The organism is Tenacibaculum sp. DPLXC6, assembly GCF_056815515.1.
In genome coordinates this window covers 557625-578400 of the sequence record NZ_CP141806.1, presented here as the reverse complement: position 1 = coordinate 578400, position 20776 = coordinate 557625, and the positions used below count along the sequence as shown (strand labels likewise).

The following is a 20776-nucleotide window of genomic DNA, read 5'->3' as shown; positions in this document are numbered from 1 at the left end:
CACTTATAAGAGCAACTATAAAGATCAAATAAATGGCATCAACATCAGATATTAAAAAAGGATTATGTATAAAGTATAATCACGACATATTTAAAATCATTGAGTTTTTACATGTAAAACCAGGTAAAGGACCTGCTTTTGTTCGTACAAAACTTAAAAGTGTTACATCTGGAAAAGTGATAGATAATACTTTTTCTGCTGGGCATAAGATTGATGACGTTCGTGTAGAAACGCATAAATTTCAGTATTTATATCCTGAAGGAGATTTATACCACTTCATGAATACGGAAGATTATAACCAAATTACACTTCAAAAATCAGTATTAGATGCACCAGATTTAATGAAAGAAGGTGAAGTAGTTACTGTTTTAATAAATACAGAAGATGGTATGCCATTATCAGTAGAAATGCCATCACACGTAATTTTAGAAGTAACACATACTGAGCCAGGAGTAAAAGGAAATACAGCAACAAATGCTACTAAACCAGCAACTGTTGAAACTGGTGCTAGAATTAATGTACCTTTATTTATTAATGAAGGAGACAAAATAAAGATCGATACTGAAAAAGGCGCATATACGGAGCGTATCAAAGAATAAATTTAATATTCCCGCTTTAGCGGGAATTTCTTTTTAAAGATGAAATTTAAACAACCTCAAACTCTAGAGCAAATAGCAGGGTTATTAAATGTTGAATTTGTTGGAGAAAGTAATTTTCCTATAACAGGAATTAATGAAATTCATGTAGTAGAAAAGGGAGATATAGTTTTTGTAGATCATCCAAAATACTACGATAAAGCATTAAAATCAGCTGCTACTACAATACTAATAAACAAAAAAGTAGATTGTCCAGAAGGAAAATCATTATTAATTTCTGATGATCCTTTTAGAGATTTTAATAAAATAACCAAACACTTTAACCCTTTTATAGCATCAAAAAGTAGTATTGCTGAATCTGCTATTATAGGAGAAAATACTGTTATACAACCAAATGTTTTCATTGGAGAGAATGTAAGAATTGGTAAAAATTGTTTAATACATGCTAATGTGTCAATTAACAATAATTGTATAATAGGAGATAATGTAACAGTTCACGCCAATACCGTTTTAGGAGCAGATGCTTTTTATTATAAAAATAGACCAGAAGGCTTTGATAAATTAATATCTGGAGGTAGAGTAGTACTTGAAGATAATGTAGATTTAGGAGCTTCATGTACTATTGATAGAGGTGTAACTGGAGATACATTAATAGGAAAAGGAACTAAAATCGATAACCAAGTGCATATAGGTCACGATACTGTGATAGGTAAAAAATGTTTAATAGCTGCACAAACAGGTATTGCAGGGTGTACTGTCATTGAAGATGAAGTTACAATTTGGGGACAAGTAGGTATTATTAGTGGTTTAACAATTGAAAAGGGTACTGTTTTGATGGCACAGACAGGGGTCTCGAAATCTCTTAAAAAAGGAGTGTATTATGGAACTCCACAACGTGAGTATCGTCAAACACTAAGGGAAGTCATCTATTTAAAAAATGCAACAAATAAAGAAAAAAAGTAACCTAAAATTAATTGTGAAAACACAATTAAAAAGTTATTTTTGTCTGTCTTAAAAAAATAATAAAAAGCAAACCAATGAGTGTTTTAGTAAATAAAGATTCAAAAATTATAGTTCAAGGTTTTACAGGAAGCGAAGGTACTTTCCACGCTGGCCAAATGATCGATTACGGAACAAACGTAGTTGGAGGTGTAACACCAGGTAAAGGAGGTCAAGAGCATTTAGGTAAACCAGTTTTTAATACAGTTGATGAAGCTGTGCAAAAAGCAGGAGCAGATACTTCAATTATTTTTGTGCCACCAGCATTTGCTGCTGACGCTATTATGGAAGCTGCTGAAGCTGGGATCAAAGTAATCATTTGTATTACTGAAGGAATTCCTACTGCTGACATGGTAAAAGTAAAAGCTTATATTGACCAATTAGATTGTACTTTAGTAGGACCTAACTGTCCAGGTGTGATTACTCCAGAAGAAGCAAAAGTAGGAATTATGCCAGGATTTATCTTTAAAAAAGGTAAAGTAGGTATTGTTTCTAAATCGGGAACTTTAACTTATGAAGCTGCGGATCAAGTTGTAAAACAAGGATACGGAATTACTACCGCTATTGGTATTGGAGGAGATCCAATTATTGGAACGACTACAAAAGAAGCTGTTGAGTTATTAATGAATGATGACGAAACTGAAGCAATCGTTATGATTGGTGAGATTGGTGGTAACTTAGAAGCTGAAGCTGCTCGTTGGATTAAAGCTGATGGAAATAGAAAACCAGTTGTTGGTTTTATCGCAGGACAGACTGCTCCAGCTGGTAGAACAATGGGACATGCAGGTGCTATCGTCGGTGGTGCTGATGATACAGCTCAAGCAAAAATGAAAATTTTAGCTGAAAATGGAGTACACGTTGTAGAGTCTCCTGCTAAAATTGGAGAAATGGTAGCTAAGGTTTTAGCATAATAAACACATAATACATATTAGAATAAATTCCCGTTTTTAACGGGAATTTATTTTTATATTTGAATCCATTAAACTACCCAGATGTAAGTATCTTGGGTATTCAAAAAAAATGTAAGAATTTAGAGGCAAGCTTTTGGGAATAAATCCCTTGACTATCGCCCTGCGATTAAAACAACTAATAAATGAAACTTTTAGAAAATAAAACTGCAATTATTACTGGAGCTACTAGAGGAATTGGTAGAGGAATTGCATTAGAGTTTGCAAACCAAGGATGTAATGTTGCATTTACTTATAACTCTTCTGTTGAGGCAGCAACTGCTTTAGAAAATGAATTGAAAGAATTAGGAGTAAAAGCTAAAGGATATCAATCAAACGCAGCAGAATTTGATGCAGCTCAAGAGTTAGCAAAAAACGTTTTGGAAGAATTCGGAACCATTGATGTATTGGTAAACAATGCAGGTATTACAAAAGATAATTTGTTAATGCGTATCTCAGAAGATGATTTTGATAAGGTAATTGAAGTAAACTTAAAATCAGTTTTCAATTTAACAAAAGCAGTAATTCGTCCGATGATGAAGCAGCGTGCAGGATCAATTATTAATATGAGTTCTGTAGTTGGATTAAAAGGAAATGCTGGTCAAGCAAATTATGCAGCTTCAAAAGCGGGAATTTTAGGATTCTCAAAATCAGTAGCATTAGAATTAGGTTCTCGTAATATCCGTAGTAACGTAGTTGCTCCAGGTTTTATCGAAACTGAGATGACAGCAAAATTAGACGAAAAAGTTGTTGAGGGTTGGAGAAACGAAATTCCTTTAAAAAGAGGAGGTACTCCAGAAGATATTGCAAATGCTTGTGTATTCTTAGCGTCTGATATGAGTTCATATATTACTGGTCAAACATTATCAGTTGACGGAGGAATGTTAACATAGTGTTAACATATTGAGTTTTTTATAATAATTTTTATAAGTTAGATTAGTACTTTTTAATTTTAAACTTAAATTATTATGAAAAACTTAATTAAAATGTTAATGTTTATTTTTGTGATAGTATTAACATCTTGTTCTGAAAATGAAAATTCTTTAACCAATGGATTACAGTCAGAAGTAACTATTGATGATGACGTAAAAAGAAGCGCAAGAACTGGATGTACTATCACCGAGGTGTCCACTTATGGAAATCAAGTGACTTATTCAGTTAGCCTTCAGGGTTTTAATAATCCTGTAATTAGCTGGCAAGTTTTATCAGGAAGTATGAGTATTGTTGGGAGTAGCACAAATCAAACAGCTATAGTTAGTTTTGATGTCGCTAATTTTACTGGAGGAGAACTAAAAGTCTCTATTTATGAATACAGTGACCCAAACAACACTTATTGCGGAGAAACTCTTACATTATCACAGGGAGATTGTCCTGATCCATGCACAGGAGTTTCTGGAACAATTGTAGAAACTATTGAAGCATGTTATCCAGCGTCTCACCCATATGGTAGATACTATTTAAATTATGCAGGTGATAATGAAGATGTTACTTGGTCAGTAAATTATGGGACAATTACATATCAATCAGGAGCTTCTCAAGTTCATGTAGCAGCAGCAAGTTTAGATCCATTTACTTTAACAGCTACAATTAATACAGATGGAGGTTGTGTCAAACAGATAAGTAAAGTTTTTTATCCTTGTGATGCTGGAAGCGGAGGATTTGGAAAATAATTTATTAGAATAAACTCAATCAAAAAAAAGCCTGTATTATTTTTATAATACAGGCTTCTTCTATTTTAAGGGGTTGATTTGCTTGTAAGGGGGCAAGCACGAGGGGTTGCCTTGGGGGACAATTTCTAAACTCAACTCAAAGGGGGAAATAAGTCTTAGGGGAGTTTAGTTATTAATGATTTATAAAATCCAAACGGTTTGTAAGGGGAAACAAATACCGAGGGTTATTTGAATTTTATAGCACATTAAATTCTTAGGGGATTGTTAGGGAATCATTTATACTATTATCTTTTTTTGTAATCTTCAAAGGTTCCATCGTCATATAAAACCAAAATGTTTTTAATTTCTCTAAAAGCGGCAGATTCTTTTTGTTTTGAAGGGTTCTCTGAGAATTGCGTATTTGATTTTTTTTCGGGTTCTTGGTCAAATACAGGATTTTCATTAAACAGAGAAGGAGCTTCACTTTTCTCTATTTTTATCTCTTTTTTGTGATTTTCTGTATTTTTTGGAAAATAGCCTTTACCATATACTAACCAATTAAGGTCAACTTCATCAAAAGCCGTTTCAACTTTTATAATAAAATCTAGACTCGGTTTATTTCTTCCTGATAATAGGTGAGAAATGCTAGACCTTGGTACATCAATTTTATCTGCAAAACTTGACGCCGATAAATTGTAATAATCTAATATTAGTTTTAGTCTTTCTATCATTTGTTTACTTATGTAAACATTAGGGGTTGTTTACGTTTGTAAATATATATTGTTTTATAATTGTAAACAAGAAAAAATACATTTTTTTTCAACTCCACCAAAATAAATACCATAAAACACTTCAGATAACAATATATAACTCGCTTAAATACAGTTGTTTATGTTTTAAGTATAGAAAAATATTATATAGTAGATGAATTTGCTCGATTACAATTGTAATTGTTAAAACACAGGTCTTTAGGGTGTTTAATAATGTAACCTAACCTAACAATAATCATTATAATACCTTTCTTGGCTTATTAATAGCTTGTTTTATGCTTTTAAAATAAATAATAACGCTAAATAATAGACTTCTTTTCATAGTTTTATTTAAATCCTTTAAAATCAGTGTAAAAATCGCATTCAGCTTATATAATCACTTTAAAACTATTTAGTTTATAAGCTTGATAATTAAAAAGAGCTAATTATACTTCTATATGTATAAAATAGTGTTGTAATAGTTATAATTCAGGAAGTTTATTACAATTGTAATTAAAAACAACTTATTAACAAATGTGAATTAATAAATCATTTGTTTACTTTTGTAAAAAAAAGAAAGCACCCTGTTTACAGAGTGCTTTATATTATACGATAAAGTAGTATTTATACTTACTTTTTATTCTCTATCCATTTTCTTGCGTTTACAAAAGCTTCTAACCAAGGAGAAACTTCATCTTGTCTGTCTTGTGGGTAATAAGCCCAATTCCATTGGAAAGTTGAACGTTCAATATGTGGCATTGTTACTAAATGACGACCAGTTTTGTCACACATCATTGCTGTGTTATAATCTGATCCATTTGGATTATTAGGATATCCTTCATAACCATACTTCGCAACAATATTATAATTGTTTTCAGTTTCTGGTAAATTGAATTTTCCTTCTCCATGAGAAATCCAAACCCCTAATTCAGTTCCCGCTAAACTAGATAACATTACTGAATTATTTTCTTGAACTTTTACAGATGTAAACGAACTTTCGTGTTTCTTAGATTCATTATGAAGCATTTTACCATGTTCGTTATGTTCTGGATTAATTAATTCTAACTCCATAAACAACTGACATCCGTTACAAATACCTACTGAAAGCGTATCTTCTCTTTTAAAGAAATTTTTCAAAGCAGTATTTGCTTTTTCATTATATAAGAATGCTCCGGCCCATCCTTTTGCTGAACCTAAAACATCTGAATTAGAAAATCCTCCAACTGCACCAATGAACTGTATATCTTCTAACGTTTCACGACCAGAAATTAAATCGGTCATGTGAACATCTTTTACATCAAAACCGGCTAAATACATAGCATTAGCCATTTCTCGTTCTGAGTTTGAACCTTTCTCTCGAATAATAGCAGCTTTTGGTCTGTTTTTTACAGTACCTACAGTATCAGCAAGCTTTCCAGTGAAATGAGTTGGGAATGTGTATTTTAATGGTTGATTCTTGTAATTATCAAAACGATCTTTAGCTAAACCATTAGCTGTTTGTTTTTGGTCTAATAAATACGAAGTTTTATACCAAGTATCTCTTAGCTCAGCAACAGACAAAGCAAAAATATCAGTTCCGTTTTTAATATTTAATCTGTCAGATTCAGTAACTGAACCTATTTTGAAGAATTCAATATTATTATCTACTAAAATTTGTTCTACAGAAGCATCTACTGCTTGGAAAACAATTCCTGAATTTTCAGCAAATAGCAATTTAATACTATCAGCTTCGCTTAAAGCAGACAAATCTAGGTTGGCGCCAGTATTTACATCGGCAAAACACAATTCCAATAACGTAGTGATTAATCCTCCAGAGGCAACATCATGTCCAGCAACGATTTTTCCTTCTTTTATTAAATTCTGCAATACATTAAATGCTGATTTAAAGAATTTATTATTCGTTATAGTAGGAGCGGAGTTTCCTAATTTATTTAGGATTTGTGCAAACGAACTTCCGCCTAATTTAAATTCATCTTGCGATAAATTAATATAATAGATATTTCCCTTATTTGGTTGTAAAACAGGTTCTACAACTTTATTGATATCGTTACAATTAGCTGCAGCAGAAATAACCACAGTACCTGGAGAAATTACTTCTTCATTAGGGTATTTCTGTTTCATTGATAACGAATCTTTTCCTGTGGGAACATTGATTCCTAAATCAATAGCAAATTCAGAAACTGCTTTTACCGCTTCGTATAAACGAGCATCTTCACCTTCATTTTTACAAGGCCACATCCAGTTTGCAGATAAAGAAACTGATTGTAAACCATCTTTTAAAGGAGCCCATACAATATTGGTTAAAGCTTCAGCGATTGAGTTTTTACTTCCTGCTTCTGGATCAATTAATCCTGAAATAGGAGAGTGCCCTATTGTAGTAGCAATACCTTCTTTACCTTTATAATCTAACGCCATCACACCTACATTGTTCAATGGAATTTGTAAAGAACCCACACATTGTTGCTTCGCTACTTTTCCTCCAACACAACGGTCAACTTTGTTGGTTAACCAATCTTTACAGGCTACGGCTTCTAATTGTAGTACCTGCTCTAAATATTGGGTAAAGTTTTCTTTAGAATACTCAACGTCAGCGTAATTACGATCTACTGTTTTATCAGTCATAATCGTTTTTGGAGAACTACCAAACATATCTTCTAAAGCTAAATCCATTGGTTTATTACCGTTGGTTTTAGATTCAAAAGTAAAGCGATGGTCACCAGTAACATCACCAACAGTGTACATTGGTGAACGTTCACGTTCAGCAATCTTATTAAGGGTATCAATATGCTTTTCAGCAATCACTAAACCCATACGCTCTTGAGATTCATTACCAATAATCTCTTTATCAGATAGAGTAGGGTCACCTACTGGTAATTTATCTAAATCGATGTTTCCACCAGTATCTTCCACTAATTCAGATAAACAGTTTAAGTGTCCACCAGCTCCATGATCGTGAATTGAAACAATATAGTTTTCATCACTTTCTACCATACCACGAACAGCATTGGCAGCACGTTTTTGCATCTCTGGATTTGAACGTTGAACAGCGTTTAATTCTATTCCTGAAGAAAATTCTCCAGTATCAGCAGAAGAAACTGCAGCTCCTCCCATACCAATACGGTAGTTTTCACCTCCAAGAATAACTATTTTATCTCCTTCTTGTGGAGTATCTTTTAATGCTTGCTCTTTTTTACCATATCCAATTCCTCCAGCCTGCATAATTACTTTGTCGAAACCAAGTTTGCGAGCATCTTCTTCATGTTCAAAAGTTAAGACAGAACCACAGATTAATGGTTGACCGAATTTATTACCAAAATCAGAAGCTCCATTAGATGCTTTGATTAAGATATCCATTGGAGTTTGGTATAACCATTTACGTTCATCCATTCCTTTTTCCCAAGGACGATTCTCTTCTAAACGAGAATAAGAAGTCATATAAACAGCAGTTCCAGCCAATGGTAAAGATCCTTTTCCACCAGCTAATCTATCGCGAATTTCTCCACCTGACCCTGTAGCTGCACCATTAAAAGGTTCTACAGTAGTAGGGAAGTTGTGTGTTTCAGCTTTTAATGAAATAACAGATTCAAACTCTTTTGTTTCGTAAAAATCTGGTTTGTCTGCACTTTTCGGAGCAAATTGCTCCACTTTTGGTCCTTTTACAAAAGCAACATTGTCTTTATATGCAGAAACAATATCATTTGGATTTTGTTTTGATGTTTCTTTAATTAATTTAAATAGGGAAGTAGGCATCTCTTCACCGTCAATAACAAAAGTTCCGTTAAATATTTTATGACGACAGTGCTCTGAGTTTACTTGAGAGAATCCAAATACTTCAGAATCGGTTAATTTTCTACCAATTTTAGTAGCAACTTCTTCTAAGTAAGTAATTTCTTCATCACTTAAAGCCAACCCTTCTTGCTCATTATAAGTAGCGATGTCATCAATTTCTAAAATTGGTTCAGGTTTAATATTGATAGTAAAAGTTTCTTGGTTTAATCCACTAAACTTTTGAGAAATCATTGGGTCAAAATCAGAAAAATCGTCAGAAACTGCTTCGAATTCTTCAATTCTGATGATTCCAGAAATCCCCATGTTTTGAGAAATTTCAACAGCGTTGGTACTCCAAGGAGTAATCATAGCTGCTCTAGGCCCAACAAAAAAGGCGTCAAGAGACGCCGCGTTTATTTTCGGTTGGTTGCCAAATAACCAAGTTAACTTCGAAATTGTTTCAGATGTTAATTCTTCTGTTGTTTGAACAGCAAATACTTTACTGTTTACGTTTCCAAAGAAATGAATCATTATGTTATAGTTGTGTTTGTGTGTTGTTTTAAAGGCGTAAATTTAATTCTTTTGGATGAAATAGAAGCATAAAAAAAGCAGCAAAATTTCAGCTGCTTTTTTATTAATTTTTATCAGGTATTCTATTCCTCTCTATTTTTCCTTTTTTTGTTGTTTTATAATTTTCGTAACAGTTTAAGACAGCTTCTATTAATTGCAAGTCACTAGCTTTTTTTATAAAATATTCAGAGTAGTTACAATCAGACAGTAGTTTATTTAATTCAGCTCTATCCATTTCTAGGTATTCCATCATAACCTCGCGATCAAACTTACCTGCTAGCATTTTTCGTAAATCATCTTCCTTTTTAAGTTTTTTTAGTTTTTTAAGCTGTTTAGGCTTTTTACCAAAGAGGTTATATACTAAATCAACTGGATTTAATAACTTAGCAATAGGAGAGGAGATTTTTTGAGGTCTTCCAACTTCATAAGTTTGAGGAAGTCCATTAATATGTATTCTTGTAAAGCGATCTTTTGGAACTTGTTTAATATCTACTTCTAGTACTCCGATAAGTTCAGTAGATTTAATAACTACTTCCTTTACTTCTTCAGGTTTTTCTTCTAAAGAGATTACAACTTCATTCCCTTTTAAAAGGTCATTTGTAATTTTTAGTTTTATTGAGGAGTACCCTAAATAAGAAACCAATACAGTATCATTTGCTTGTGCAACAAGATTAAAAAGCCCTTTTTCATTTGTTATAGTACCTACAACACTGTTAAGGTTTAAGATATGAGCCGCACTCAAAGGTTTTTTAGACTCGGAGTCTATTATTTGTCCTTTTAGTTTGTCTTGTGCTTGAATAGATATACTAAATACTATTGCTACTAAAAATAATAATTGTTTTTGCATAAGGCGAAAATAAGAATAATAGGCTTTGTACTAGTTAATAATTTGTGAAATTAATTATTATTTTGTTAGGCGTGTGTTTTTAATGATAATTGATAAATAAAAATATAAATAAGTGGAGATAATTTAAAAAAATAAATAAAAAAGTAGGGGAAACGTATTTGAGATTGTTTAATTACTCCTCGAGGTCTTAATTAGTACAATATTAAATTTAAAAAATAAATAAATGAAAAATCTAAAAATACTTGGATTAACCCTCTTTTCAATTATTTCATGTCAAAACGACGATCTATTACATAATTCTGAAATAAATTCTAGTAAAGAGCAAGTAGCTCAATTTATAACACCGGATACACCAGATGGTATTCATAATTTAAATATTAATGAACTGTATGATAACACTTTTTCCAAAGCTAAAGGAGTAGCTGTAGAAGAGAATTGTGTAGATAAAGAAGTGTCATTTACTCAAACAGATTCAGATTTCTTTATTTTGGATGCAAATAGTTCTTTACTATGGCCTGGTAATTTGGTAGCTGCGAGATCTATACAAGAAGGAGCTCCAGTGTCTATACCTATTTTTGGAGAAGATAGGAATCCTTTAGAGGTAAGAGTAAATGTGTTGTCAGGAACATCTGCTTCTACATCAAGAACAATTGAAGAACCAACACCAGGAAAAGTTCAAGATAATTTAAACTCTATTTTAAATGCTTACTATAAGAGTAAAGCTAATTTTCCTGCTAGTTTTGATATTAGTATTCAAAGAATTCATGATGAAAAACAATTTCAATTATCTTTAAATGCAGGATATTCTGGACCTAGTGTAAATGTGTCAGGTAGTTTTGGGTTAGACTTCTCTACCCAGAAAACTAGATATGCAGTTACTTTGAAACAACGTTTTTTTACAGCTTCAGTATCTCCTAAAGAAGGAATTATAGGAAAGAATGGTTGGTTAAATAATAATGTTTCCCCAGAGAGGTTAAAACCTTATGTTACTGATTATTTAGAGGTAAGTGAAGATCAACAAAACCCGTCTTCGTATATAGAATCAGTAACTTATGGTAAACTATATACGTTAATTTACGAATCTAGTAGTAGTGCTAAAGAAGTTGAAGCAGCTCTGAATTTTGCTTATAAATCAGTAGGAACAGAAGTGAATGCAGAATTAGAAGCTAGGTATAAATCAATTTTTAGTGAATCTACTGTTAAAGTTAAGCAATTGGGAGGAAACGCTACTTCTGGAATAGCATCATCTTTAGCAGCTATGGCTAACAATTTAGATAGGGTTGTTGATTTTCTGAAAGAAGGAGCGGAGGTATCAGTTGATAATCCAGGGTATCCGATTTCTTATAAAGTAAATTATACTTACGATAACAGACCTTTTAAAGTAAGTTCAAATTTAGAGTATATTATCAAAGAATGTGATTTAGTATATTATGATAAGATAAGAGTAGACCCAACTAATGTAGCTCTATATGGAAGTGATCATGGAACTAGTGGAGCTGAGCTTTTCGGTAGATTTTATGTAGAAAAGTATGACCAAGAACTAGGATCTTGGTATTTAACAGGAAAGAAAATTTATTGGGGGTACGGAATTGAAGATCATGTAGGTTTAGACTATTATAGATTTGGCGAAAAAAGAAGCGTAGCTGATGGAAAAGTAATTGACTTTATGGTAAAGGCTAAAGCAGGTGAGCGCTTTAGAATAGTTTCTGTAATAGGAGAATGTGATTCTGGATGTTATGTTTATAGAGATGGAGTAAAGGCTTATAATGAGTATGAGTATAATCTTAGTTCAAAGAAATGGGAAGATTATACAAGACACAATCCGTATGTAGATAATTATACAGTAGGAGATGGTTTTCATAATCAAACATGGAATGGAGTAAGGACTATAGTTCAAGATGATACTTGTTATTTAGACTATAACACATATATATTAAATTAAATAACTTAAACACAAGGAGGTTTTTTTTAGTCTCCTTGTCTTATATAAATAAAAAAAGCACAATACAAAAATGTATTGTGCTTTTTTGTGCACGTAACAGGAGTCGAACCTGCACTTCCGTTGGAAACAAGCCCCTCAAGCCTGCGCGTCTACCAATTCCGCCATACGTGCATAAACTAAAAAAGTTAAGCGGAATGCTTAACTTTTTGTGACCGGGCTGGGGCTCGAACCCAGGACCCTCTCCTTAAAAGGGAGATGCTCTACCAACTGAGCTACCCGGTCATTGCTTCTTTGTGAAAGCGGTTGCAAATATACAACTGTTCTTTAAATCAAAAAAGCTTTTTTGTAATATTTTTTACTCATATTTGTAACTGCTTAATTACTAGTTTATGAAAATTGTATTATTAGGATATATGGCGAGTGGAAAATCGACAATTGGACGAAATTTAGCCGAAAAAATGGAAATTCCGTTTGTTGATTTAGATGAGTATATCGAAAAAAAAGAAGAAAAAACAGTTTCTGAGATTTTTGAACAGAAAGGAGAGATTTATTTTAGAAAGCAAGAACATATATATTTAAAAGAGCTTTTGGAGCAAGAAAAGAGCTTTATATTGTCTTTAGGAGGAGGTACACCTTGTTATGCAGGAAATATGGATGTGTTATTAAGTTTTAACGACGTGAGGTCGGTGTATTTAAAGACGAGTATAAATACTATTGTAGACAGGCTAACAAAGGAAAAAAGTAAACGTCCATTAGTTGCTCGCTTAAATAAAGAAGAGTTGGCAGAATTCGTTGCAAAACACTTATTTGAACGAAGCTATTTTTATAATCAAGCTAAATATAAGATAGCCGTAGATGATAAAAGTATTGACGAAATTATGGATAGTTTACAATCAATTTTAAGTTAAATAAGCAATTGTTTCATTAGCTTTGAATTCAACAACTACATGTTCCTTAATAGATGTAGATAAAGATAGACCTTTAAAGTCAGCCTTAACAGGATATTTTTTGTGGTTTCTATTTACTAACACAGCAGTCTTAAATCGTTTTAAAGGGACTTCTAAAAAATGCTTAACACCATATATAAGGGTGGTACCTGAGTTTAAAACATCATCGACTAAAACTAATGCTTTATTTTGGTACTCTTTACTACTTATAGAGGTAGTGATTGGACTGATTGGTTTTTTCTTATCAATAAAAACTTTACATAATGTTACTTTTATAGGAGAAACCTGACTTAAAACAGTTGAAATTTTTTCTGCTAAAAAATATCCATTATCAGCAATACCAGCAATAATAATTTCCGTTTCGTTACTATTACTTTCATAGATTTGAAAGGCTATTCGACGAATTTTTTGTTCAACCTGAGTATTGTTTAAGATGATATTATTTACTTCAGTCATTCTATTAGCTAATTTTAACTTAATTTGGAATTACAAATTAACATCATTTTTATTAGAATCGTCATAATAATCGTCAATATCACGACGATCTTTTTTTGTAGGACGTCCAGTTCCTTTTTTACGATAATAGTCCTTAGCGTATTTTAATAACTCAGTTTTTTCAAACTCTTCTTTAGGGGTTAAATCTTTTCTGTATAAATCAACCAATTTAGCCCCAACGCGGTTAGGAGGGATGTCTATAACTTTAATTTTGTAATTTATTTGGTTTTTACGGATGGTAATTTCTTCATTACCAAATATTTCTTTTGAAGGTTTAAGGTTAGTACCCTCTATTTTAACATGCCCTTTTTTACAAGCATCTGTGGCAATACTACGGGTTTTAAATAAGCGAATACACCACAAATATTTGTCAATTCTCATATAAAAAGTTAATTTTTATCGTTTCGTTTTTTACAAAGGTATAAAAATGGTAAATTGCGCGTTAAAATTTCAGAATTAAATGATAAAATTTAAACATTTACTTTGTACTGCCATTGTAGGTACTCTTTTATACGCTTGTGGAAGTGATAGCAATTCACCCGTTGATAATTTTGACCATGAGGCACAAGCTATAATTGATAATGACTCTTTGGTTACATTTTTGAAGAATAACTATTATAATGAGGTTTTAGATTCAGTTAAACCTATTACCAATAATGAAACATCATTATTTGATGATGATAAGTTGGTGACTAAAGAAGTAACTGAAAATGATATTAATTATAAACTTTATTATTATGTAAATAGAGTAGGTACTCCAGATGAGGACAAAGGGTTTCCAACGGTAATGGACTCTGTTTATGCTAAATATAGGGGACAAAGAATCGTTAGAAAAGACAGTTTAAGTCCAGATTTTGATAAAAACACTGCATGGTTTTCTTTAAACAATGTTATTAGAGGTTGGACTTATAGTTTTATTCATTTTAAAGGAGGAAACAATGTAACAAATGATGGGCCTATTAATTATGAGAATGGAGGAAAAGGAATTTTGTTTATACCTTCTGGATTAGCTTATGCAAATAGAGGAACAACTACTATAGCCCCAAATTCTTTATTGATGTTTTATATCGAGTTGTGGGATTTGGTTCCAGATACTGATGAGGATCAAGATGGGGTAGCTTCCATCAACGAAGATCCAGATGGAGATGGAAATCCCAGAAATGATGATACAGACGGAGACGGTGTGCCTAATTATTTAGATACTGATGATGATGGTGACGGTGTTTTATCAAAAGATGAGGACAAAAATGGAGACGGAAATCCAGCAAACGATTTTAGTGACCCAAATAAACCTAATGTACCTGATTATTTAAATAGAGACATTTTTTAGATATAAAAAGTTATAAAAAAAACCGAAGTTTTAACTTCGGTTTTTTTTGTATTTAACTTTAAAATGTTTTAGAATCTATATGATAAACCAACAATAATTTGATTTACACGAGTATCAAAATTTACGTTTCCAACATTAGAATCTACAAATTCGGCTTCAGTATCTGATAAAGCTCTTTCCCAACGTACATCTAAACCTAGCTTACCAAGTTCAACACCAGCACCTAATTGTAGTCCAACAGAAAAACCATCAGAATCTACTTGTTTAAGGTCTTCAATATCAAAATCAGAATCTAAAATATACTGAAAAGAAGGTCCTGCAAAAACATGCCCTACCTTTAAAAAGTTAAATCCTAATAAAACAGGAACGTCTATTTTTTGAATATCATAAGTTGTTACTGTAGCGGTAGGCTTATATTGAACTTCGTTACTTAATTGCGTATATACCAATTCAGGTCTAATATATAAACCTGTAGTAGGTAATTTTATACGTAACCAAGCACCAGCGTGAAAACCTGTTTTGCTTTTTGCTCCACCAAAGACGTCGTCTTTTACATCAGAAAAAGAATCAGAGTTGTAGTTGATACCACCTTTTATACCTCCTTGTATTTGGCTTTGTGCTAATTGAGAGCCTCCTATTAGAAGGCATAAAATAAAAATTGCTTTTTTCATTGTTATGAATTTACACTGTTAAATTGGGTTAAATATTTACTTTTTTATATAAAAAAATACATCACTTTAAACTTAAAAAGTGATGTATTTATTGTTTGGTTATTTATATTCTTATTTTCTAGAAATAACTTTTTCAACTGCTTTTACTATGGCTTCATCATTTAAGCCATATTTTTTCATTAGTTCATCTGGAGTAGCAGATTCTCCAAAACTATCATTTACAGCAACAAATTCTTGTGGAGTAGGTACATTAGTAGCTAAACAGCGAGCAACACTTTCTCCTAAGCCTCCATATTTATTATGTTCTTCAGCAGTAACTATACATCCTGTTTTGGCAACAGATTTTAAAATAGCTTCTTCATCTAATGGCTTGATTGTATGAATATTTATTACTTCTGCAGAAATACCTTTGGCTTCTAATTGCTCAGCAGCTTGTAAGGCTTCCCAAACTAAATGACCAGTAGCAACAATAGTAACATCGTTACCTTCGGTAAGTTGAATAGCTTTTCCTATTTCAAAAGGTTGTTCGGTCATAAATACTGGTACTTTTGGACGCCCAAAACGTAAATATACAGGACCTTCATGTTCTGCAATTGCTAAAGTTGCAGCTTTAGTTTGGCTATAATCACAAGTGTTTATTACAGTCATTCCTGGCAGCATTTTCATTAATCCGATATCTTCTAAAATTTGGTGTGTTGCTCCGTCCTCACCTAAAGTTAATCCAGCGTGAGAAGCACAAATTTTTACGTTTTTATCAGAATAAGCAACTGATTGACGAATTTGGTCATAAACTCTACCAGTAGAAAAGTTAGCGAATGTACCAGTAAAAGGGATTTTTCCTCCAATTGTTAATCCAGCTGCAATTCCTATCATGTTTGCTTCAGCAATTCCTACTTGATAAAAACGTTCTGGATGATTTTCAGCAAACTCATTCATTTTCAATGAGCCTGTTAAATCTGCACATAAGGCTACAACATTAGGATTTTTTTGTCCTAATTCAGTTAAACCATCACCAAACCCAGAACGGGTATCTTTTTTTTCAGTATAAGTATATTTTTTCATCAGTTTGTGTTGTGTAAATACGCGTCAAAAATAATCTTTTATATAGATGTAAAGCTACAATTTTGATAATTCTTTGTAAAGTTTATGAATAGGAAATCCCATAACGTTAAAATAGCTTCCTTCAATTTTAGTAATTCCTATTTTACCAATCCATTCTTGAATACCATAAGCACCAGCTTTATCAAAAGGCTTATAAGTGTTTATATAGTAGTTAATTTCTTCGTCTGATAGTTCCCTGAAATTAACAATAGTGGTATCATTCACCGTTTTTTGAAATGATTTACCAGTAATACATATAGAAGTAATAACTTCATGTTTGTTATTTGATATCTCTTTAAGCATTTGAAATGCTTCTTCATAATTTTTAGGTTTTCCTAAAGCTCTTTTGTTTATCCATACTATAGTGTCAGATGTTATTAACAACTCGTTTTCTTTTAATTCTTTTTTGAAAGGAGTAGCTTTCAAATCAGCTAAAAAATCAGTTATTTCTGAATGTTTTAGCTCTTTAGGATAGATTTCTTCAACTTCCTTTGTTTTAATAGAAAAAGGAATGTCTAAACTTTTTATTAATTCTTGTCTTCTAGGTGAATTTGAAGCAAGAATAATGGAGTATTTTGATAGTTTAGTTGATAACATATTTTATATAATAACCTATGGTAGGAACACTTAAGAGGGCTAAAAGGAAATTAACGTAACTAATTTTATGCAAAGCATTATAGTCCTTAGCTTCAGAAGCTAGCATTAATCGGTAAATAAAGTATAGCTCAGGAATTGTTCCTAGTAACATAATTGTTGAGAAAATGAACTTGTTTTTAATAAAAGAAATTGCTATTGAAAATACAAATAAGCAACCTATTATAGAGAGCATTAAAGCAATGTTTTTAGCCCTTTTTCGTCCTAATAAAACAGGAAGGGTATTTTGTTTGTTTAAATTATCTTGATTTACGTTAATAATATCAATAATTATTTCAACAACGATATTACTCAAAAAAGAAATGGTTACATAAGCGATAGTTATTAGTTGAAGGTCGTAAAACAATTCCCATTGCTCTATCGATAAATTAAGAGGAAAATCAAACCACCAAAGAGTAAGTAGTGCAAAAGGTTTTAGAAAAGACGTAACAATGTTGCTAAAAAAAGTTTTTTGAGTGTTGTTTTTAGAGTAAAGGTATACAATAATAGGGCAGGCTATAAATATAAGTCCATACCAAGCTTTGTTTACTTTTATAGATAAATATAACCCTACAATAATGCCTATTAGCATTAAGTAAATGGATAGATTTTTTACTTTTTGTAAAGGGAGTCTAGTTTTTTTTTGTGTATTTCTAAAGAAAAAACTGGTCAAGTAACCAGAAGCTAGTAAAAAAGCACTAGAGATAGATAACAAACCTAAATCAAGGAAAGAAAGAGTTGTTTTAAAACCATAACCATGTAAAAAAGAAAACTTAAATAAGAATAGGATAAAAATAAAGTATATAATTTTTTTCCATTGTATGATATTTAAAAAAGTATCATTCATTAATTATAAGCCTTTTTAATTCGGGCTAAATCACGTTTATTATCACGATCTTTAATGCTTTGTCTTTTATCATGGGTTTTCTTTCCTTTAGCAAGAGCAATATCTAGTTTTGCCCAACCATTCTCATTAATAAATAAGCGTAATGGGACAATTGTACTACCTTTAGCTTCAACTTCTTTTTCTAGTTTTTTCAATTCACGTTTATTTAATAATAAACGACGCTCACTTTTAGGTTTGTGGTTATAATGGTTTCCAAAAGCATATTCTTCAATATACATGTTTACCACAAAAAGCTCTCCTTTGTCATTGAATTCACAAAAACTTTCAGTAATTCTAGCCTTACTTTGTCTTATAGATTTAATTTCAGTACCAGTAAGTTGAATTCCTGCTGTGTATTTATCTATTATCTCGTATTCGAAACGAGCTTTTTTATTCTGTATGTTGATCTTTTTTTGCATAAATAGAACACAAATATAACTATAATTTTAAGTTGTTAAATAAAATTATTAAGCTATGATTTAAGTCATGTTTTATGGGAGGAGCGGAATGTAATTTTGCTTAAAATTTAAACTTATAATCATGAAAAAAATAATATTAAGTATTGTATTAGGAACATTATTTTTTAGTAATGTAAATGCTCAGGAAACTACTAAAACAAATGATTTTAAAAAATGGCAAGCGCGCTTTAGATGGGTAAGTGTTTTACCTAACGAATCAGCAACAATTGGTACTATTGGAGGAGATGTTGAAATAGGTGAAAGTTTTATCCCTGAACTTGACTTTACGTACTATTTTACTGAAAATATAGCAGCTGAATTAATTTTAGGTACAGCAAACCATGATGTAAAAGCAGTAAATACAGCTTTAGGAAACGTTAATTTAGGAGATGTATGGTTGTTACCTCCAACACTAACATTACAATATCATTTTAATATAAGTGATTTTAAGCCTTATGTAGGAGCGGGTGTTAATTATACTATTTTTTACAATGCTGATCCAGGAGCTGTAGTAGATGTAGATTATGAAAATGGTTTTGGGTATGCACTACAATTAGGTTTTGACTATGATTTAGATGATACTTGGTTTTTAAATGTAGATGCTAAGTATATAGGATTAAGTACAGATGTTTCTGTTAATGCAGGTGTAGCAACAGTACCAGCAGAAGTAGATATTAACCCTTTACTTATTGGTTTTGGCGTAGGCATGAGGTTTTAACCAATAAATTATAATCCCCTTTTTTAGAGCTACAATTACGTAGCTCTATTTTTTTGTGTAAAACTTAACAATTAAAATTAATGAATACGTGTAAATTTGTTAGCTAATAAACGACGAACACAAACAAAATTATATGCGACATTTATACATTTTTCTATTATTATTAATAGTTTCGTGTAAACCAAAATTTACCGCCCAAGAAGTAATTGATAAGTCAATAGAGCACTCTAAGTTGAATGAAATAGAGAACGCTACTATATCTTTTAATTTTAGAAAAAACCACTACGAAGCGACTAGAGATAAAGGAACATTTAAACTAGTTAGAGTTATAAAAAATGATTCTGTAACAATAAAGGATATATTGTCAAATGATGCTTTTGAACGATTTGTGAACGATAGTTTAATAGAATTATCTAAAAAAGATGAAAATCGTTATAGTAACTCCGTAAATTCAGTTCATTATTTTTCAGTATTACCCATTGGGTTAAATGATAAGGCTGTTCAAAAAAAGTTACTTGAAGATGTTACTATTAAAGGAAAACAATATTATAAGGTTAGAGTTACTTTTACTGAAGAGGGGGGGGGAGAAGATTTTGATGATGTATTTATTTATTGGTTTGCTAAAGATAACTTTCAATTAAATTACTTAGCGTACAAATACCATACAAATGGAGGAGGAGTACGTTTTAGAGATGTAAAAGAAGAAAAAATAGTGAAAGGAATTCGTTTTGTTGACTATAATAATTACAAGCCTATAGATAAAGATATTGATTTTTTTACTATTGATAAACTATACGAAGAAGGTAAATTGAAGAAATTATCTGAAATTGTTTTAGAAGATATACAAGTAGATACTTTTTAGAATTTTTAGTAACTAAAAGCTATAGAAAACCGAGTGACTTTTTAAGAACACTCGGTTTTTTAAATTAAAAAAAAATATTACAAAATTAACTTATTCAACTGTAATTAGTTTCGCAGGTTTAGGTTTTGCGGCTTCTAATTTTGGAATATTAATTTTTAGCTCGCCATTTTTATAGGTAGCTTTAATCTTTTCACTATTAACAATACCTTTAGGTAGTGTAAAGCTTCTTTTAAACGACATATAACTATATTCTTTTCGTGTATAGTTGTTGTTCGTATCTTCTTTATTCTCTTTTCTTTCAGATGAAATAGTTAGAATATCATTTTCAAGGTTTACTTGAAAATCTTCCTTATTCATACCAGGAGCAGCTACATCAACTGTAAACTCATTTTCATTTTCTTTAATGTTTACAGCTGGTAATGTAGTATTTGTATCCGAGAAATTTGAAGTAGACCAGTCTCTAAAAAAATCATTAAAGACATTTGGTAATGCTGGAAAATCAGTGCTCTTTAATAACATAACTTTACATTTTTTAGTTAAACATTAATTTTAATAATTATAACTCAAAAAAAATACCAATTAAAAAAAGTGACATTTTTTCATTATTT

21 protein-coding genes and 2 tRNA genes are annotated in these 20776 nt (G+C 31.4%); 10 read left to right on the top strand and 13 right to left on the bottom strand.

What is annotated here, in order from left to right:
• Positions 1-32 precede the first annotated feature (32 nt).
• From efp to VCM48_RS02545, 5 genes are all read left to right on the top strand, one after another.
• Positions 33-599 (top strand): elongation factor P, encoded by a 567-nt coding sequence (gene efp, locus VCM48_RS02565; RefSeq protein WP_047788759.1) that lies wholly within the window; start codon positions 33-35, stop codon positions 597-599.
• Between the two features lie 39 nt (positions 600-638).
• Positions 639-1559: a UDP-3-O-(3-hydroxymyristoyl)glucosamine N-acyltransferase gene (locus VCM48_RS02560; protein WP_482271501.1), complete on the top strand. Its 921-nt coding sequence runs from the start codon at positions 639-641 to the stop codon at positions 1557-1559.
• Positions 1560-1633: 74 nt separating this feature from the next.
• Positions 1634-2506, top strand: coding sequence for a succinate--CoA ligase subunit alpha (sucD, locus tag VCM48_RS02555; RefSeq protein ID WP_099214339.1), 873 nt, complete (start codon positions 1634-1636; stop codon positions 2504-2506).
• Between the two features lie 182 nt (positions 2507-2688).
• Positions 2689-3435, top strand: a complete 747-nt coding sequence (gene fabG / locus VCM48_RS02550) for a 3-oxoacyl-[acyl-carrier-protein] reductase (protein WP_125344947.1) — start codon at positions 2689-2691, stop codon at positions 3433-3435.
• Positions 3436-3510: 75 nt separating this feature from the next.
• The gene (locus VCM48_RS02545; protein WP_482271500.1) at positions 3511-4212 is read left to right on the top strand and encodes a hypothetical protein; all 702 of its coding nucleotides are present in this window, start codon (positions 3511-3513) and stop codon (positions 4210-4212) included.
• Positions 4213-4496: 284 nt separating this feature from the next.
• On the opposite strand, the gene VCM48_RS02540 is transcribed toward VCM48_RS02545, so the two are convergent.
• The 3 genes from VCM48_RS02540 to VCM48_RS02530 form a co-directional block, all read right to left on the bottom strand.
• Entirely contained in the window at positions 4497-4922 is a 426-nt protein-coding gene (locus tag VCM48_RS02540) for a helix-turn-helix domain-containing protein (RefSeq protein ID WP_099214342.1), read from the bottom strand.
• 648 nt (positions 4923-5570) lie between these two features.
• The gene (gene purL, locus VCM48_RS02535) at positions 5571-9239 is read right to left on the bottom strand and encodes a phosphoribosylformylglycinamidine synthase (RefSeq protein WP_482271499.1); all 3669 of its coding nucleotides are present in this window, start codon (positions 9237-9239) and stop codon (positions 5571-5573) included.
• A 103-nt stretch (positions 9240-9342) separates the two neighbouring features.
• Positions 9343-10125: a carboxypeptidase-like regulatory domain-containing protein gene (locus tag VCM48_RS02530; protein WP_440121636.1), complete on the bottom strand. Its 783-nt coding sequence runs from the start codon at positions 10123-10125 to the stop codon at positions 9343-9345.
• A 223-nt stretch (positions 10126-10348) separates the two neighbouring features.
• Here VCM48_RS02530 and VCM48_RS02525 point away from each other — a divergent pair, with 223 nt between their 5' ends.
• A complete protein-coding gene (locus VCM48_RS02525; protein ID WP_482271498.1) occupies positions 10349-12067 on the top strand; it encodes a thiol-activated cytolysin family protein in 1719 nt (572 codons plus the stop codon).
• Positions 12068-12155: 88 nt separating this feature from the next.
• Here the strand turns inward: VCM48_RS02525 and VCM48_RS02520 are convergent.
• Both VCM48_RS02520 and VCM48_RS02515 read right to left on the bottom strand, forming a co-directional pair.
• Positions 12156-12238 (bottom strand) — tRNA-Leu (locus VCM48_RS02520).
• Positions 12239-12276: 38 nt separating this feature from the next.
• A tRNA-Lys gene (locus tag VCM48_RS02515) sits at positions 12277-12349 on the bottom strand.
• A 107-nt stretch (positions 12350-12456) separates the two neighbouring features.
• On the opposite strand from VCM48_RS02515, the gene VCM48_RS02510 reads away from it, so the two are divergent.
• Positions 12457-12975 (top strand): shikimate kinase, encoded by a 519-nt coding sequence (locus VCM48_RS02510; protein ID WP_482271497.1) that lies wholly within the window; start codon positions 12457-12459, stop codon positions 12973-12975.
• Here VCM48_RS02510 and VCM48_RS02505 read toward each other — a convergent pair.
• Together VCM48_RS02505 and VCM48_RS02500 are read right to left on the bottom strand one after the other, a co-directional pair.
• Positions 12967-13470 carry a phosphoribosyltransferase family protein gene (locus VCM48_RS02505; protein WP_274639936.1) on the bottom strand — a complete coding sequence of 168 codons (504 nt, stop codon included), beginning with the start codon at positions 13468-13470 and terminating at the stop codon, positions 12967-12969. The two genes, VCM48_RS02510 and VCM48_RS02505, sit on opposite strands and share 9 nt — an antisense overlap.
• Before the next feature lie 30 nt (positions 13471-13500).
• Positions 13501-13890, bottom strand: a complete 390-nt coding sequence (locus VCM48_RS02500) for an RNA-binding S4 domain-containing protein (RefSeq protein ID WP_274639935.1) — start codon at positions 13888-13890, stop codon at positions 13501-13503.
• A gap of 79 nt (positions 13891-13969) precedes the next feature.
• On the opposite strand from VCM48_RS02500, the gene VCM48_RS02495 reads away from it, so the two are divergent.
• Positions 13970-14839: an FKBP-type peptidyl-prolyl cis-trans isomerase gene (locus VCM48_RS02495; protein WP_274639934.1), complete on the top strand. Its 870-nt coding sequence runs from the start codon at positions 13970-13972 to the stop codon at positions 14837-14839.
• A 68-nt stretch (positions 14840-14907) separates the two neighbouring features.
• On the opposite strand, the gene VCM48_RS02490 is transcribed toward VCM48_RS02495, so the two are convergent.
• The 5 genes from VCM48_RS02490 to smpB form a co-directional block, all read right to left on the bottom strand.
• Positions 14908-15510 carry a porin family protein gene (locus tag VCM48_RS02490; RefSeq protein ID WP_482271496.1) on the bottom strand — a complete coding sequence of 201 codons (603 nt, stop codon included), beginning with the start codon at positions 15508-15510 and terminating at the stop codon, positions 14908-14910.
• Positions 15511-15621: 111 nt separating this feature from the next.
• Positions 15622-16572: a transketolase family protein gene (locus VCM48_RS02485; RefSeq protein ID WP_274639932.1), complete on the bottom strand. Its 951-nt coding sequence runs from the start codon at positions 16570-16572 to the stop codon at positions 15622-15624.
• A 54-nt stretch (positions 16573-16626) separates the two neighbouring features.
• A complete protein-coding gene (locus VCM48_RS02480; RefSeq protein WP_482271495.1) occupies positions 16627-17208 on the bottom strand; it encodes a Maf-like protein in 582 nt (193 codons plus the stop codon).
• Positions 17195-18091, bottom strand: coding sequence for a UbiA prenyltransferase family protein (locus VCM48_RS02475; protein ID WP_440121625.1), 897 nt, complete (start codon positions 18089-18091; stop codon positions 17195-17197). The genes VCM48_RS02480 and VCM48_RS02475 overlap by 14 nt, the downstream gene beginning before the upstream one ends.
• The gene (gene smpB / locus VCM48_RS02470) at positions 18091-18549 is read right to left on the bottom strand and encodes an SsrA-binding protein SmpB (RefSeq protein ID WP_099214355.1); all 459 of its coding nucleotides are present in this window, start codon (positions 18547-18549) and stop codon (positions 18091-18093) included. Before smpB ends, VCM48_RS02475 begins: the two co-directional genes overlap by 1 nt.
• Before the next feature lie 121 nt (positions 18550-18670).
• Between smpB and VCM48_RS02465 the strand changes: the two genes are divergently transcribed.
• A complete protein-coding gene (locus VCM48_RS02465; RefSeq protein ID WP_482271494.1) occupies positions 18671-19306 on the top strand; it encodes an OmpW/AlkL family protein in 636 nt (211 codons plus the stop codon).
• A gap of 133 nt (positions 19307-19439) precedes the next feature.
• The gene (locus VCM48_RS02460) at positions 19440-20168 is read left to right on the top strand and encodes a DUF6503 family protein (RefSeq protein WP_482271493.1); all 729 of its coding nucleotides are present in this window, start codon (positions 19440-19442) and stop codon (positions 20166-20168) included.
• 90 nt (positions 20169-20258) lie between these two features.
• Here the strand turns inward: VCM48_RS02460 and VCM48_RS02455 are convergent, their stop codons facing one another.
• A complete protein-coding gene (locus VCM48_RS02455) occupies positions 20259-20687 on the bottom strand; it encodes an Hsp20/alpha crystallin family protein (protein ID WP_482271492.1) in 429 nt (142 codons plus the stop codon).
• Positions 20688-20776: the final 89 nt, after the last annotated feature.

What these genes read in the sequence shown, in the direction of transcription:
- efp (WP_047788759.1), top strand. Translation starts at nt 33, where the DNA reads ATGGCATCAACATCAGATATTAAAAAAGGATTATGTATAAAGTATAAT.
- VCM48_RS02560 (WP_482271501.1), top strand. Translation starts at nt 639, where the DNA reads ATGAAATTTAAACAACCTCAAACTCTAGAGCAAATAGCAGGGTTATTA.
- sucD (WP_099214339.1), top strand. Translation starts at nt 1,634, where the DNA reads ATGAGTGTTTTAGTAAATAAAGATTCAAAAATTATAGTTCAAGGTTTT.
- fabG (WP_125344947.1), top strand. Translation starts at nt 2,689, where the DNA reads ATGAAACTTTTAGAAAATAAAACTGCAATTATTACTGGAGCTACTAGA.
- VCM48_RS02545 (WP_482271500.1), top strand. Translation starts at nt 3,511, where the DNA reads ATGAAAAACTTAATTAAAATGTTAATGTTTATTTTTGTGATAGTATTA.
- VCM48_RS02540 (WP_099214342.1), bottom strand. Translation starts at nt 4,922, where the DNA reads ATGATAGAAAGACTAAAACTAATATTAGATTATTACAATTTATCGGCG.
- purL (WP_482271499.1), bottom strand. Translation starts at nt 9,239, where the DNA reads ATGATTCATTTCTTTGGAAACGTAAACAGTAAAGTATTTGCTGTTCAA.
- VCM48_RS02530 (WP_440121636.1), bottom strand. Translation starts at nt 10,125, where the DNA reads ATGCAAAAACAATTATTATTTTTAGTAGCAATAGTATTTAGTATATCT.
- VCM48_RS02525 (WP_482271498.1), top strand. Translation starts at nt 10,349, where the DNA reads ATGAAAAATCTAAAAATACTTGGATTAACCCTCTTTTCAATTATTTCA.
- VCM48_RS02510 (WP_482271497.1), top strand. Translation starts at nt 12,457, where the DNA reads ATGAAAATTGTATTATTAGGATATATGGCGAGTGGAAAATCGACAATT.
- VCM48_RS02505 (WP_274639936.1), bottom strand. Translation starts at nt 13,470, where the DNA reads ATGACTGAAGTAAATAATATCATCTTAAACAATACTCAGGTTGAACAA.
- VCM48_RS02500 (WP_274639935.1), bottom strand. Translation starts at nt 13,890, where the DNA reads ATGAGAATTGACAAATATTTGTGGTGTATTCGCTTATTTAAAACCCGT.
- VCM48_RS02495 (WP_274639934.1), top strand. Translation starts at nt 13,970, where the DNA reads ATGATAAAATTTAAACATTTACTTTGTACTGCCATTGTAGGTACTCTT.
- VCM48_RS02490 (WP_482271496.1), bottom strand. Translation starts at nt 15,510, where the DNA reads ATGAAAAAAGCAATTTTTATTTTATGCCTTCTAATAGGAGGCTCTCAA.
- VCM48_RS02485 (WP_274639932.1), bottom strand. Translation starts at nt 16,572, where the DNA reads ATGAAAAAATATACTTATACTGAAAAAAAAGATACCCGTTCTGGGTTT.
- VCM48_RS02480 (WP_482271495.1), bottom strand. Translation starts at nt 17,208, where the DNA reads ATGTTATCAACTAAACTATCAAAATACTCCATTATTCTTGCTTCAAAT.
- VCM48_RS02475 (WP_440121625.1), bottom strand. Translation starts at nt 18,091, where the DNA reads ATGAATGATACTTTTTTAAATATCATACAATGGAAAAAAATTATATAC.
- smpB (WP_099214355.1), bottom strand. Translation starts at nt 18,549, where the DNA reads ATGCAAAAAAAGATCAACATACAGAATAAAAAAGCTCGTTTCGAATAC.
- VCM48_RS02465 (WP_482271494.1), top strand. Translation starts at nt 18,671, where the DNA reads ATGAAAAAAATAATATTAAGTATTGTATTAGGAACATTATTTTTTAGT.
- VCM48_RS02460 (WP_482271493.1), top strand. Translation starts at nt 19,440, where the DNA reads ATGCGACATTTATACATTTTTCTATTATTATTAATAGTTTCGTGTAAA.
- VCM48_RS02455 (WP_482271492.1), bottom strand. Translation starts at nt 20,687, where the DNA reads ATGTTATTAAAGAGCACTGATTTTCCAGCATTACCAAATGTCTTTAAT.